A 12,993-nucleotide genomic window follows, 5' to 3' on the forward strand; every position below is an offset into this window, starting at 1 on the left:
CGGCCGTTCGCGCAAACAAAAACGGCATCCTCAGGATGCCGTTTTTGTTTGCCGCCATGCGGGCAACTCGATGAGCAGCACCAGCGCCCAGCCGAGCGCATAGGCCAGCATGTCCCACCAGTCGGCGGTGCTGCCCAGCACGATGCGCAGCACCGGATTGGGTATGCGCCAGCCCAGTTCGCCGGCCAGGTACTGCCCCAGCTCGACGAAGGCGCCCATGCCGAACGCCAGCCCGGCGAGCGTGAGCACGTGCGCCCGCAACACGGTCTTGAGCAGGAAGTACACCCAGACCACGGCCAGGGTGTCGCCGAGGAAACTGCGGACCCAGCCCAGGCCGGCGCCCACCGTGGCCAGGAGGACCAGGGCAACGAACAGGATCAGGGCGATCAGCAGGGATCGAAAATCGAAGCGCAGCGTCATGCGCGAGATCGTAACCCGCCGCCCGCGTGTCCGCCCGGCAATTCCGACCGGTGTCCACCCGCCGGATCAATGGGCCGGCAGCGCCGCCAGCCGGCGCACGGGCGAGCGCCAGAGAATGCCCAGCTGGATCGCAAAGCCGGCCGCGCTCACGCACAGCGCGGCATCGATGCCGGCCCGCGCGGCCACCAGCGCGCCGATGGCGGCGCCCAGCGGCCGCGCACCATACGTGGCGGTCAGGATCAGCGCCGACACGCGGCCCAGCATGCCCGGCGGCGTCACGACCTGGCGCAGCGAGGTGGTCGTGATGGTCCACAGGATCGGCCCGGCGCCAAACAGCACGAAGGCCGGCGCCACCAGCCAGAGCGTCGGCCATGCCCAGGACGCGAGCAGCAACAGCGCGGCGCCGAAGGCGCAGGCCGGGCCCGCGGCCACCAGCGTGCCGAACGCAAAGCGCCGCGCCAACGCGGGTGCGAGCCAGGCGCCGCCCACCATCCCCGCGCCGTAGAGGCCGAGCGTGAGGCCGATCTGCGCGGCCGACAGCGCCAGGTGGCGGGCGGCGTAGACCACGTAGATCCCCTGCAACACGAACCACGCGGTATTGAAGAACACGGCCGTCAGGACGATCGGCCTCAGCCAGACATGGCCTGCCACGAACTGCAGCCCCTCGCCCAGCATGCGCCAGGGCGACGGCGCCCTGCCGGCCGCGCGCGGTGCGTCGGGCAGGCGCCCCATGCGGGCGGCCGCATAGGCGGACATGGCGCAGGCCAGGCCCAGCACCAGGCCTGCGCCGGCGCGGTCGTACAGCAGCCCCGCCAGCATCGGCCCGAGCGCCAGGGCCAGGCTGCGCGACAGCTCGAGCTGCCGATTGGCATGGGTGAGCCCGCCCGGAGGCACCAGCGCCGGGACGAGCGCGGGCGCGGCCACGCTGTACGCGACCGTGCCGCAGGCGCCGAGCGCCCCGAGCAGGGCCAGCCAGCCGAGACTCAGTTGTGCGTGCAACCAGAGTCCGGCCAGCGCAGCGAGGGTGGCGGCGCGCAGCCATTCCGCCCATCCCATCAGTCGCGGCCGCGAGACGCGGTCGGCCAGCAGCCCCGCCGGCAGCGCCAGCAGCAGGAACGGGAGGGTCTGCGCCGCCTGCAGCCAGGCGGTCTGCGCGGCGCTGGCCTGCAGATGCAGGGCGGCAATGAGCGGCGCCACGGCCAGCGCGAGCTGCTCGGCGCTTTGCGCCGCCAGATTGGCGCGCACCAGCGTGGTGAGCGCGGGCGCGCTTGCGGCATTGAAAGCGGACATGGACGGATCCCGGAAGACGACCGGGTCGTTGCGGCCGCATCCATACGGCCTCGCACGACAACGCCCCGGTGCGGCCGCAGCGTAGCGCCGCCGACCCGCGGCCGCGTCCCGCTTCTTGCGCCACGAATTCGCAGCCGGCGGCCGTGCGTGCGCGCGGCGACAAACATCCCGTTTCATGTGGCCACATTCTGCGCAACAACCGCGATCTGCGTGGTGAGGCTTGCGTCTACTATTGCGCCCGGCACGAACTATGGGAGGACAAGTCCATGCGAACCGCTTTGATCTTCATCGGCGCGGCCGTCGTCGCCTTTTTCCTCGTCAAGGGCATCAAAGCCTATTTCGCCGAACGCAACGGCAAAGGGAGATAACAAAAAATGGCAAGCAAAGAACTGTCGCGCATCGGCGCCGTGCAGGGATCGATCAAGTGGGGGGTGGCCGGCGCCGTCGTGTTCGTGGCGATCCTGATGCTGGCGTTCGGGTCGTGGTTCCAGGTGGACCAGGGCGAGCGCGGCGTGGTGTTGCGCAATGGCAAGATCGTCAGCGTGGCCGAGCCCGGCCTGGGCTTCAAGGTGCCGGCGATCGACACCGTGAGCACGATCTCCGTGCGCGACCACACCATCACGTTCGGCGGGCGCGGCTCGTCGCCGCTCGAGGCCTACAGCTATGACCAGCAGCCGGCCAGCCTGCGCGTGTCGATCACCTACCAGGTGCCGCCTGAGAAGGTCGCCGACCTGTATTCGGAGTACCAGACCCTCGCGAACCTCGAGCAGCGCGTGATCGAGCGCCGCACGTATGACGTGGTCAAGAACGTGTTCGGCAAGTACACCGCCGTGAGCGCGATCCAGAAGCGCGAACAGATGGGCATGGATGCGAACGCCGCCATGCGCGCCGCGCTGCAGGACGTGCCGGTGACGGTGGTGAGCGTGCAGATCGAGGAAGTGGGCTTCTCGAAAGCCTATGAGGACAGCATCGAGAAGCGCATGCTGGCCCAGGTGCAGATCGAGACCACGCGCCAACAGAAGCAGACCGCCGAGATCCAGGCAGAGATCCAGGTCGTGCAGGCCGAGGCGTCCGCGAAAGCGCGCGTGGCCGCGTACAAGGCGGAAGCCGACGGCATCAAGCTGCGCGGCGATGCCGAGGCCGCGGCGATCGAAGCCAAGGCCCGCGCGCTGGCGACCAACACCAATCTCGTGAACCTGAACGCCGTCGAGAAGTGGGACGGCAAGCTGCCGGAAACGCAGGTGCCGGGCTCCGCCCTGCCCTTCATCGGCATCAAGTAAGTCGCGCGCGCCGCAGCCGCCGCCTAGGGCGCGGCCGGCTGCAGCGCCCGCACGTAGTCCTGCAGGCCGTTCACCTGGTCGGCCCATCCTGCAGCATCGCGGCCCAATCGTTCATATCCTGCGACACACGCCGCAATAACGCCGATCCAGTCGGGACCGGTGTCATCAGGTCGGCCGCCGGCGCCGGCAGCCGCGGCGCGGCGCTCGGCGCGCTCGCGCAACAGCCCGTCAATGCGGCGGCGCTGATCAGCCACGTCAGCCTGTGCAGCCTCGCGCGCCGCCACCGCCTCGCGATAGCGCTCATCGGCACGATCCCTCTCCTCTTGCATGGCACGCTCCACGCGCACCTGTTGTTGCCAGGACGCCAGGCGCTGCGCCGCTTCGCCCGCCCGATACTGCGCGGCGCCGTAGGCGCGCACGAACAGCACCGCCACGAGCGCCAGCGCCAGCGCCAGCACCACCGGCCACAGCCCGCGCAGCAGCGCGCTCATGGCTGCCCCGAGAGGCAGAGCGCGCGTTCGGCCAGCCGGCGCTGGTAGAGGCCGCGCACGAAGGTCTTGCGGCCGGCCTGCGTGACGTACGACCAGACCGGCGTGCCATCCGGCGCGTGCGCCAGCGCGTCGCAGCCGGCCGCGAGCTCGCCGGCGTTGATCAACGCCACCGCGCGGCTCGCGCAGGTGCTGGGAACGCCGAAGTTGTGGGCATGGCTGCTCAGCGCGTCGAACACCGCCTGGCTGACGGGCACGCGGATGCATGCGGCCAGCGCACGCTGATCGCGCGACACCACCCAGCGCTCGGCGTCGAGGCACTGTTGCGCGGTCCAGGTATCGCCGATGCGCAGCGGCACGGGGCTGGTGTGCGGCGTGATGCCCTTGCACACCGTGGGCAGGCCGTTCGCCAGGCGATCGGCGTAGACCACGTGGATGCCGCTGCCCTCCCAGCGCCCGAGGTGGTCCTGCAGACCGGGCGAGAACAGCATCAGCGATCCGCTGGTGAGCAGCGCGGCGGCGCCGCCGGCGAGCTTGAGCGCGGGCCTCATTTGAAACCTCGCCAGGCCGATCCTGCCGTCAGGACCGCAGCCACGAGCCCGACGATACAGGCGAGCGGCCGCGCGATCCTGCCCAGGCCCTGCAGCACGCGAAAGCCGCCGGAAAGGGCCTGGAAGGTATCCACGATGTCCTGGGTGTTGCGGTCGATCTGCTGAATGAGATCGGTGTTGCGCGCGGTGATTTCTGCATTGGCCGCCATGTCTCTTTCAATCTGGGCAACACGCGCGTTCAGATTTTCAATGGCGGCATCGATTCGGGGATCGTCTGCCACGGGGGCTCCTTGCCGGCGCTGCGCCGGCGATGACGAAGGCCGTGCCAGACGGCCGTTCTAATGAAAAAAGCCACCGGGGCGGTGGCGGAGAAAGTTGTGCATCGATGCTCCGGTCTGTGCGGCCAAGGTCGGGCGGCGCGGCGGGCCTACCCCAGCGCGCCCGGCGAACTTCGGTTTGGAGTTCACCATGTCCAAGTTCCGATCATTGGTTCGACCGGCCGGCACCGCGGCACCTGCCGGAGATCGCGGGTCAGTCGCTGTCATGAGGCATCGAGGGAAAGACTGCCGTCGCGGGAAACCCCGGCTGTGCAGGAAGATCGCGCAACGCCTGCCGATACGGCCGCCACCTGCGCTGGATCTCTTGGGGAACGTCGCATAGCTGCGTCCAGTCGGAGTCGCGCAGCAACGCATCCCGCCGCGACCGTAGGTGGCGAGTCCACTGCGGCACGTCAGGCGCGGGAGGATCCACCGCAACCGGTTGTCCTCCCGCGCCGGCAACGATGCGTTGCCCCGTACCCTGCGCGCTCAATAGCGCAGCATGCTTGGCGCGCGCCACCGGAACGACGTCCCGCGGCACCGTATCGCCATGAATCTGCGAGTCGAAGAATCCGCCTTCAGAGGGGCTGTACATGATGGCCATGAGGCCTCCATCAAGCGCCAATGGCAAACCAGCGGATGCTCCCCGCCGACTGGCTGTTGTTACTCAGGTGCACGAACTGAAAGCTGGTCCGGGAATGGCTGATCACGTTGGCGCCCTCACCCGTCGTGTCCGAGTTGAAGGCGGAAACAATGACGGAGAACGCAGTGCTCGGAAATGCGACCGGATAAGTCACTGTGCCGATGCCCGCCACTGCCACGCTCGCCCGCCCCCACTGAATGATGACGCCGCCGGGAAACTTCTGGTACCCATTGTCTGCCTTGAGCTGGTTGTTCCCCATGAACGCGTCGGCCAGCTTGGCCGGCGTCAGGGCGCTGCTGTCGTCCTCCCACGCCTGCGCCATGGCGCGGGTCGCGATGGGCAGAACGCCCGCGTTGCTCTCGGAGGCGGACGCGATCGACGCGATCACCGCCCGCGTCAGACGCGCAACGAACGCAGCCGTGTCGCCATCGTCGAGCACGTCTTCGCCGGACCGATCGGCCACGAATTGAGCCAGGCTGGACGTGACGAACGAAGCCTGTCGCAGCGTGGTGTTGACCTCTTGGGAACGCGCCACGCCGGCCTGAAAGCCTGCCAGTCGCGCTTCGAGCGCGGCGTACTCCTGCGGAGAAAGTACGTTGGCGCTTGGCATGACGCCGAAGGGAAGAATTTGATTGATTGCCAAAATAACCTCGTCGAGTGAATGAATTGAGTGAGACGGTTCAGCCGCGTGCTGTGTTCTTTCTGAAAGCGGACATCCCCCCCCGCACGGATAAGCACAGATGCGGAGGCGCTCGGTCGAATGACACAGCTCTCAACGCCCAGCCGCCCCGAATCCGCTCTCTCCGGCATCCGGCAGCAGGCGGTCGCCCGCGCATTCCGCCAAATAACGGCGGGATGGCGCAGGTCTTGCCTCATCACCAACCCAGCGCCGTCCAGTGGATGCCACGGGTGCCGAGGCGACCGTCGTACTGGATGACCTTGGCCCACATCTGGCCGGCATTGCGCACCGCCAGCTCGACGAAGCACGAGGACGTCGTCGTGCTGTCGATCGCAGACATCGCCGTGGCGCTGACATTCAGCACGCCGTTCGGAAAGGCGCTCGGGAAGGTGATGTTGCCCGTGTTGGTGATCGTGAGTTCGCCCCACTGCAGGATCAGGCCGCCGGGCAGCTTCTGGAAGCCCTGGCCCGAGAGCTGCTGATTGGCGCCCTTGAAGCTGTCGGCCAGCTTCCTGGGCGTGAGTGCCGTGCCGTCGTCGACCATGGCCTGGGCCAGGGCCGTCGTCGCGAGACGGATCAGGCCCGCGCGGGACTCGGTGGACAGTTCGCTGAACGACGCCAGCGCGGACTCCACGAAAGCAGTGGTCGCGACGCGGCTCGAGTTGTCCTGCGGCGCCGGCGTGGGCGCCGTGGGCGCGCCGGTGAAGGCCGGCGACGCCGCCAACGCGGCGATCAGCTTGCCGACCAGCCCGGCCACGTCGCCGTCGTCGAGCACGTCCAGGCCGGAGCGCTCGACGATGTATTGCGCGAGCGCGCTGGCCACGAACGAGGTCTGCCGCAGCGGCGTGTTGACTTCGGATGACCGGGCCACGCCCGACTGAAAGCCGCCGGCGCGCGCGCCGAGGTCTGCATACTCTTCCGGCGAGAGCACGTTGGCGCTCGGCACCAGGCCAAACGGAAGGATCTGGTTGATTGCCACAATTACCTCATCGAATCATTGAGTCTTATCGCGTCGCAGTGCGCCGCAGCCTGCCAGCAGGCTATGCCTGCGGCAGCTGCAAAGCAGGGAGCGACGAGATCAAAGTCGCAACCGACGGCATCGTGATCGTTCCAGCATTCACCCGGTCGAACACATCGTGGCAATGTGCCCACACGCGCGAGCGCCAAGCGCGGAATGCAAGGCCTTCCGCCTGATAGCGGGGCACCGACGATTCATCTGCATATGAAATAGCGTCCGCCAGGCTGGCATAGCGTTGATTGCGTGCCGCCGTATCCAGCACCTGCTGAACGGCGACGATGCGGAGCTGCTCCTGCTGCGCCAGGCTGAGCGGCGGAGGGTCGCCCAGCACCGGAAAACCACGTTCGTCCAGAACGATGAGCCTGCCGCTGGCCTGGCCCGCGATCAACGTGGCGTGCTGCTCTGCAGAAATCTCGACTTCGTCGCCGACTTTGCCGTACGGTGCGCCGGGATAAAAGCCCCCGGTGGTAGCGCTGAAGAAAACTGTGGTGTTCATAAGTTCATCGTCCCAAAGCAAAATAGTTGATCTGCACAGTGTGGCCAGTCGCCATGCCACCGGCGTTGACCCAAGAGAAATCGGTCAGGCTCTTTCGGCTCACGAAAACGGTGCCGAGGTCGTTCGCGTTGGTTCCATCCTTGTATTCTTCGGCGATGAGGAGACAAACAAGGCTACTGGCATAGGCCCGAGGAAACGTGACCGTCGTCGAGGAGATCGCGGGATGTGACTCTAGCGAGGTTCCCCATTGCAGAACCAGACCGTTCGGCAGTCTTAGATAACCTTGAGCAGCTTCGCCCAGGTTCGGGCCGCCGAATGCATCGGCGAGTTTCCTGGGGGTCAGGGCAGTCCTATCGTCATTGAGCGCCTGGGCCAGCACGCCGGTCGCAAGGCGCACGATGCCGAGATGATCCTCGTCGGCTTCGTTCCCAAGCGGCGCGAGCGCCGAGCTCACAAAGGACGTCGTCGCCAGGCGCTCAGAGCTGTCTTCTACGGCCGGTGTCGGCGCAGTCGGCGTCCCGGTGAAGGCGGGCGAAGCCGCCAATGCAGCGGTCAGCTTTTCCACCAGCCCGGTCACGTCGCCATCGTCCAGTACATCTTGGCCGGAGCGGTCACTGATGTATTGGCCCAGTGCAGATGCCACGAAGGAAGCCTGGCGCACGGGAGTGTTGACGTCCTTGGATCGGGCCACGCCCGACCCAAAGCCCGCTGTTCGCGAAGCGAGCGCCGAGTATTCTTCGGGCGTCAGGACGTTCGCGCCCTGCGCCAGTGCAAAGGGGAGAATTTGATTGATCGCCATGCATACCTCATCGAATCATTGAGTACAGAACTGCTGCAGCATGAGCGCAGTTCATCCATAGAAAGAATTGCCGAACACCAGCGTGCTCCGCGCTGTCGCCGATAGCTCGCGCGACGTTTTCGCCAGACGATTCCAGCGAGTGATCAGACCGCCACTCCCGATTGACCTCAAAAGAGGGCGTTTTTGAAGATAGGGAATATTGCCGCTCCCCGATTTACATGCGAGTGGTCTTGCGACGATCCTTGTCATTCGACCGATAGGTTCATCATCGGCAAAGACGCGAGCAGGCTCTCTTCTGTCGGCATGTCCTCGACTCCCGACCTGACGCGTGCGAACAGGGGGTGGCAATAGGCCCAAACCAAAGAACGCCAGGCTCTGAATGCTCTTCCTTCAACCTGGAAACGTGGGACAGCGGGTTCTTCTGCATAGGAAATCGCATCAGCAAGGCTTGCGTACTTATGTGAACGCGCTACCTCGTCCATCATTCGTTGCACGGCGGTAATACGAGCCGTCTCAATCTGATCGGCAGAAGGTGATTCAGATTCGGCCAAAGCCGGATACCCATGCGGATCGGCTTTGATAATTTTCCCGGCGGCTTGTCCCGCGATCAGCGCGCGATGCAACTGCGCAGATATTTCGACTTCATCCCCCACTTCTCCATATGGGGCATCCGGATAGAACCCTCCGGTTGTCGGGCTGTAGAAAACGGGCATACTCATCAGTTCATCGTCCCAAAGCGAGGTAATTGATCTGCACCGTCTGGTTTGCAGCGCCGTCTCCTGAGTTGACCCAAGAAAATCCCGCAAGGGATTTGGAGGATACGAAGACTGTCCCAACGTTGTTCGCCGTCGTTCCGTTCGGATAATGTATGGAAATCAACAGGACCAGCAGACTGCTTCTGTACGCCTTGGAGAACACAACCGGATTGATTGCCTGGACCTCTTGCGCGGCGCCCCACACCAGCGTGAGTCCATTCGGGAGCGTGAGATAGCCGGGAACGGCTTCCATCAGGTTCGTTCCGCTGAAGGCATCGGCGAGCTTCTTCGGCGTCAGCACGGTCTCGTCATCGTTCAGCCCTTGAGCCAACTCGCTGCTCGCCAGTCGCACAATGCCGGCACGGGTCTCGGTGGCCCTGTCCCCCAATGGCAAGAGTGCCGTCTTCACAAAAGCCGTCGTCGCAAGGCGATCCGAGCTGTCTTGTTGCGCGGGCGTAGGCGCGGTCGGCGTGCCCGTGAACGCCGGCGACGCCGCCAGCGCCGCGGTCAGCTTGTCCACCAGACCCGGCACGTCGCCGTCGTCCAGGACGTCCTGGCCGGACCGCTCGCTGATGTACTGCCCCAGTGCCGAGGCCACGAAGGACGCCTGGCGCATGGGGGTGTTGACGTCCTTGGAGCGGGCCACGCCCGACCCGAAGCCGGCGGCGCGCGATGCGAGCGCCGAGTATTCCTCCGGCGTGAGCACGTTCGCGCCCGGCGCCAGGCCAAAGGGAAGAAGTTGATTGATTGCCACAATTACCTCGTCGAATCATGAAGTTGCGCTTCTGGGTTTCCGGCTGGAATCCCGTTGGATCTGATCGTGCGATTGAGGTCTGTTGCGCGGTTGGCGCGCTGTCTGAAAGCCGCTTACGGTGCAGCCATCGAGGCGCTCCCGTGAACGAGAGGGTGATGGAGGGGACGCGCGCCACACGCGTCGCCAGACTTCGGTGTCAAAGGTGTTTCGGCTCCTCCTTCGAGACGACCCGACGCCATGAAGCCACCTGGATAACGGGTGGCTTCATGGCATCGGGAAAATCGAGAGACGCGTCGAGCGACGCGCCGGATCAGAACTTGATGCAGGCGAGCAACGCGACGTTGCGCTGGCCGAAAGCCTTTGGCGGTGCGTCGCGAACATGTTGGTCTGCGTACTGACGAAGCTTCGGGTCAGGTCCACGCTGCGGCGGTTTTCCCAACGCCGTCAGTGCGGACCAGGGAACATCCGTTTGCCATCGGGAGTTCAGTTTCCGAAAAGCAGTCCCCAGGCCCCTTCATCGAAGCCGGCGACGTATTGGTTGTCCATGTCGAAGCCGAATAGCGGCCCGTCATAGGTGGGCAGGATGTAGTAGTTCACCCGCACGCCCGCCGGTTTGATCGGCAGGTAGCCGCGCGTGAGCAGCGCCTTGAACAGCGCCGACGGCCGCTTGCCGGCCAGCGCGATGTCCATGGACATGTCCTGGTTGTCCTGGATGAACGCGTAGGTCTCGCCGTCGAAGATCGCGTTGAAGACCGGCGTGGCGCTCTCCACCGTGCCGTCCCAGTGGTTCGCGCCGATCTTGGCGCGGATCAGCTGGCGGAAGGTGTCGTCGTCGAGACGGCTCACGCCCGCGTCGGGATCGAAGGGGCCCTTCCAGACGCCTTCGTCGAAGCCCACGTCGTCGGTGTCGAAGGCGAAGTACACGCCCTCGATCGGCGTGTCGACGCCGCGCGAGGCGCCGACCCACTCGCCGACCACGTCGAGCTGCGCGCCGATCGCCACGTCGAGATCGAACTGGCGCGGCAGGTCCAGCAGCGCGTTCTGCAACGCCACCGGCCCTTGCAGCAGGGTCTGCGCCACGGCCATGTAGCGCGGCTTGTCCCGATGCTGCGCCGTGAAAAGGCTCAGGTATGCGTCGAGGTCCGCCATATCAGGCCACCGTGAGCGTGACGGCGTCGACGTTGCACGAGGCCGCCTCGTTGAACAGCAGCGCCACGTCCGGCGTGCCGGCGCCGCGCGGACCGCTCAGCGTGAAGGACGAGATGCGGAACGGACGCGAGCCGTCGACCGCGTTGGCCGCGGACAGCGCTTCGCCCCACTCCACCGCCTCGCCCAGGCCGCCGCCGATCGGCACCGCGTTGACGTAGTCGACCACCGCCTGGCGGATCGCGTCGCCCACCAGCGTGGAATAGCCGGGCAGCGCCTTGATCGTGATCTGGCAGCTCACCGGGGCATCCGTCGGCCTGAAGAAGCGCACGTCCATGACGCGGCCGTACGGGTCGGCGACCTGTTCGGTGGTGGTGCCGTAGGTGCCGGTGCCCGGCGTCTTCTTGCGCGCGATCGCCTGGGCGATGGCGCTTGCGTCGCCGCCCTCGACCACCACGGCGATCGTGTGCGGCGGCAGGCCGTGCGCATCGGGACTGGACGTGTCGTTCTCGAGCGCCACATGGCGCAGCACGCCGGGCACGGCGGCCACGGCGCCCGCGATGCCGTCCAGCACCGTCAGCGACGGCAGCGCCACCGAGCGGGCCTGGCGCACACGCAGCGCGGCATCGGTCTCGACCGGCGCGCCCGGCACCGCCGGCGCCGGATTGGTGACCGACTGCCAGCCGCGCGTGGGCGTGGCGATCTGGTTGATGGTGTTGGCCGCGGCACGAAGCGCGCCGACGCTCAGGCAGGTGGCGGTGACCGTGATCTCGCCCGCGGGCGGGATCACGACCTCGCCCGGCAAGGCCCAGAGCGCCTGGCCGGCGTCGCGCACCCGGCCGGCGACGATGCGCGTGCCGACCTGGCCGACGAGCCGGAGGTCGGCCGTCGAGCTGCTGGCGGTCGCCCGCGCGATGCCGTTGATGCGCACGTTGCTCGAGAGCGCCTCGCCCACGGCCGTGGCGGGCGAGAAGGAGTTGTAGACCTGAATCGCCGCCGCGTTGGAATCCGAGATGGATTTCGCGAAGACCGCCAGCAGCTGGCCGTCCTGGCTGTCAGGATCGAGGTAGGCGTCTTCCCCGTAGATGGCGCGAAACTGCGTCTGCAGGAATTCGAACACATCGGCGTAGGTTGGCGCGTGGATGCCGGTCGCATCGATGACCGGTGCGGTGGAAGTGATGGCCATGGTTATAAGATCGCCTCGAGTTGAGCCGAGCCATAAAGGGTGTTGAGGGTGGCGCGCACGCTCAGGCGCCGCGATTCCGGATCGAGCCGGCTTTCGTAGCCGGCGATCTCGGTCACGCCCGGCGTCGCGAGGATGCGCTGACGGATGGCCGCGTCATGGGTCGGGGTGCGGCGTTCGCCCAGCACCTCCTCGCGCCACGGCATGCCCTCGCGCACGTCGAGAAACCACTCGCCGCGCCACAGCGCGAGCCGGGTCTTCACGGCCTGGCCCACGGCCAGCGGCGTGTCGCGCAGAAAATCATTCTGCTGGCCGCCGAAGACGTAATCGCCCTGGGCGTCCAGTTTTCGGTATCGCATTCGATGCCTCCCGGAATCAGTTGGGTGGGGTGGTCACGGCGTTGCTGCCCTGCGCCGTGTGGGTGTGCGTGTCGTCCACGCGCTTGCCGTTGACGCTGAGCTGGCCCGACAGTTCGAAGGCGCCCGCGATCTTCGCCGCGGCGCCCGACAGCGCGGAGCCCACCAGGCCGCCCAGGAACGTGAACAGGCCGGACACGGTGACCTTGCCGCTGAAGGTGGACTCGGGCGCGTCGACCTCCAGGCCGCCCGGCGCCACGATGCGCAGCTTGTGGCTGGCTGGGTCGAGCTCGAAGAAGGCCTGGCCGTCGTCGCTGCGCAGCTGCACGGCGGAGGTGCTCACCCCGCCCAGCGCACGCGGCTGCGACCGGAAGCCCACCAGGGCAAAGCCGTCCGACAGGTCGTGCATGCGGCGGTCGGGCTGCGCCTGCACGCCGCCGGATTGCCACCAGCCATCGATGCAGCGCGAGCCGAACACCACCAGGCATTCGTCGCCCGGCGTCACCGGGAAGGTCAGCGTGCAGTTGCCGCCAGCCGGGAAATGCACCGGGCAGTCGTGCAGCACGTCGATCTGGGTCGGCACGCTCGAGCCATCCGGCTCGCGCACGGGGATCAGCACCGCCAGCTGCACCGACACGGTCTGCGCGGCGGCATCGAAAGCCTGCACGATGCCCGGCATCGCGGTCCACATGCCGGCCTGGTGCGCGCGCAGGGCCTGCCGCTGCGTCCCTTCCGGGTCGTTGATTCGTTCGTATCTGTTCATGGTGTGTCGCCGGGTCGGCGGGTCGCGGGGCGAATCGCGCCACGCAGCGCCGGCG

18 protein-coding genes are annotated in these 12,993 nt (G+C 66.8%); 2 read left to right on the forward strand and 16 right to left on the reverse strand.

What is annotated here, in order from left to right; all coding sequences use genetic code 11:
- Positions 1 to 30: 30 nt before the first annotated feature.
- Both CEG14_RS15460 and CEG14_RS15465 read right to left on the reverse strand, forming a co-directional pair.
- Entirely contained in the window at positions 31 to 420 is a 390-nt protein-coding gene (locus tag CEG14_RS15460; protein ID WP_094827202.1) for a ribosomal maturation YjgA family protein, read from the reverse strand.
- A 66-nt stretch (positions 421 to 486) separates the two neighbouring features.
- Positions 487 to 1,710: an MFS transporter gene (locus CEG14_RS15465; RefSeq protein WP_094827203.1), complete on the reverse strand. Its 1,224-nt coding sequence runs from the start codon at positions 1,708 to 1,710 to the stop codon at positions 487 to 489.
- 143 nt (positions 1,711 to 1,853) lie between these two features.
- Here CEG14_RS15465 and CEG14_RS26040 point away from each other — a divergent pair, with 143 nt between their 5' ends.
- Entirely contained in the window at positions 1,854 to 2,078 is a 225-nt protein-coding gene (locus CEG14_RS26040; RefSeq protein WP_143277224.1) for a hypothetical protein, read from the forward strand.
- A gap of 96 nt (positions 2,079 to 2,174) precedes the next feature.
- Complete coding sequence (locus CEG14_RS15470) at positions 2,175 to 2,990, forward strand: prohibitin family protein (protein ID WP_255032413.1); 816 nt, start codon at positions 2,175 to 2,177, stop codon at positions 2,988 to 2,990.
- Between the two features lie 23 nt (positions 2,991 to 3,013).
- Here the strand turns inward: CEG14_RS15470 and CEG14_RS15475 are convergent, their stop codons facing one another.
- The 14 genes from CEG14_RS15475 to CEG14_RS15535 all read right to left on the reverse strand — a co-directional run bounded on the left by CEG14_RS15475 (position 3,014) and on the right by CEG14_RS15535 (position 12,938).
- Complete coding sequence (locus CEG14_RS15475) at positions 3,014 to 3,481, reverse strand: hypothetical protein (protein WP_094827205.1); 468 nt, start codon at positions 3,479 to 3,481, stop codon at positions 3,014 to 3,016.
- The gene (locus CEG14_RS15480; protein ID WP_094827206.1) at positions 3,478 to 4,029 is read right to left on the reverse strand and encodes a lysozyme; all 552 of its coding nucleotides are present in this window, start codon (positions 4,027 to 4,029) and stop codon (positions 3,478 to 3,480) included. Before CEG14_RS15480 ends, CEG14_RS15475 begins: the two co-directional genes overlap by 4 nt.
- Complete coding sequence (locus CEG14_RS15485) at positions 4,026 to 4,310, reverse strand: hypothetical protein (protein ID WP_141243359.1); 285 nt, start codon at positions 4,308 to 4,310, stop codon at positions 4,026 to 4,028. Before CEG14_RS15485 ends, CEG14_RS15480 begins: the two co-directional genes overlap by 4 nt.
- Positions 4,311 to 4,560: 250 nt before the next feature.
- Entirely contained in the window at positions 4,561 to 4,950 is a 390-nt protein-coding gene (locus tag CEG14_RS15490) for a tail fiber assembly protein (protein ID WP_094827208.1), read from the reverse strand.
- 10 nt (positions 4,951 to 4,960) lie between these two features.
- Entirely contained in the window at positions 4,961 to 5,632 is a 672-nt protein-coding gene (locus CEG14_RS15495) for a gp53-like domain-containing protein (RefSeq protein ID WP_143277225.1), read from the reverse strand.
- Between the two features lie 232 nt (positions 5,633 to 5,864).
- On the reverse strand, positions 5,865 to 6,647 hold the full coding sequence (locus CEG14_RS15500) for a gp53-like domain-containing protein (protein ID WP_094827210.1): 783 nt from the start codon (positions 6,645 to 6,647) through the stop codon (positions 5,865 to 5,867).
- Between the two features lie 61 nt (positions 6,648 to 6,708).
- A complete protein-coding gene (locus CEG14_RS15505; RefSeq protein ID WP_094827211.1) occupies positions 6,709 to 7,182 on the reverse strand; it encodes a hypothetical protein in 474 nt (157 codons plus the stop codon).
- A gap of 4 nt (positions 7,183 to 7,186) precedes the next feature.
- A complete protein-coding gene (locus tag CEG14_RS15510) occupies positions 7,187 to 7,981 on the reverse strand; it encodes a gp53-like domain-containing protein (protein ID WP_094827212.1) in 795 nt (264 codons plus the stop codon).
- 245 nt (positions 7,982 to 8,226) lie between these two features.
- The gene (locus CEG14_RS26045; protein ID WP_143277226.1) at positions 8,227 to 8,700 is read right to left on the reverse strand and encodes a hypothetical protein; all 474 of its coding nucleotides are present in this window, start codon (positions 8,698 to 8,700) and stop codon (positions 8,227 to 8,229) included.
- A 4-nt stretch (positions 8,701 to 8,704) separates the two neighbouring features.
- Positions 8,705 to 9,490: a hypothetical protein gene (locus tag CEG14_RS15515; RefSeq protein WP_094827213.1), complete on the reverse strand. Its 786-nt coding sequence runs from the start codon at positions 9,488 to 9,490 to the stop codon at positions 8,705 to 8,707.
- Positions 9,491 to 9,973: 483 nt separating this feature from the next.
- A complete protein-coding gene (locus tag CEG14_RS15520; protein WP_094827214.1) occupies positions 9,974 to 10,639 on the reverse strand; it encodes a DUF2612 domain-containing protein in 666 nt (221 codons plus the stop codon).
- A gap of 1 nt (position 10,640) precedes the next feature.
- Positions 10,641 to 11,822 carry a baseplate J/gp47 family protein gene (locus CEG14_RS15525; RefSeq protein WP_094827215.1) on the reverse strand — a complete coding sequence of 394 codons (1,182 nt, stop codon included), beginning with the start codon at positions 11,820 to 11,822 and terminating at the stop codon, positions 10,641 to 10,643.
- Positions 11,823 to 11,824: 2 nt separating this feature from the next.
- Complete coding sequence (locus CEG14_RS15530) at positions 11,825 to 12,178, reverse strand: hypothetical protein (RefSeq protein ID WP_094827216.1); 354 nt, start codon at positions 12,176 to 12,178, stop codon at positions 11,825 to 11,827.
- Positions 12,179 to 12,194: 16 nt separating this feature from the next.
- On the reverse strand, positions 12,195 to 12,938 hold the full coding sequence (locus CEG14_RS15535) for a Gp138 family membrane-puncturing spike protein (RefSeq protein ID WP_094827217.1): 744 nt from the start codon (positions 12,936 to 12,938) through the stop codon (positions 12,195 to 12,197).
- Between the last annotated feature and the right edge of the window lie 55 nt (positions 12,939 to 12,993).

Origin of the sequence: Bordetella genomosp. 1 (assembly GCF_002261335.1) — a bacterium.
GTDB lineage: Bacteria > Pseudomonadota > Gammaproteobacteria > Burkholderiales > Burkholderiaceae_B > Bordetella.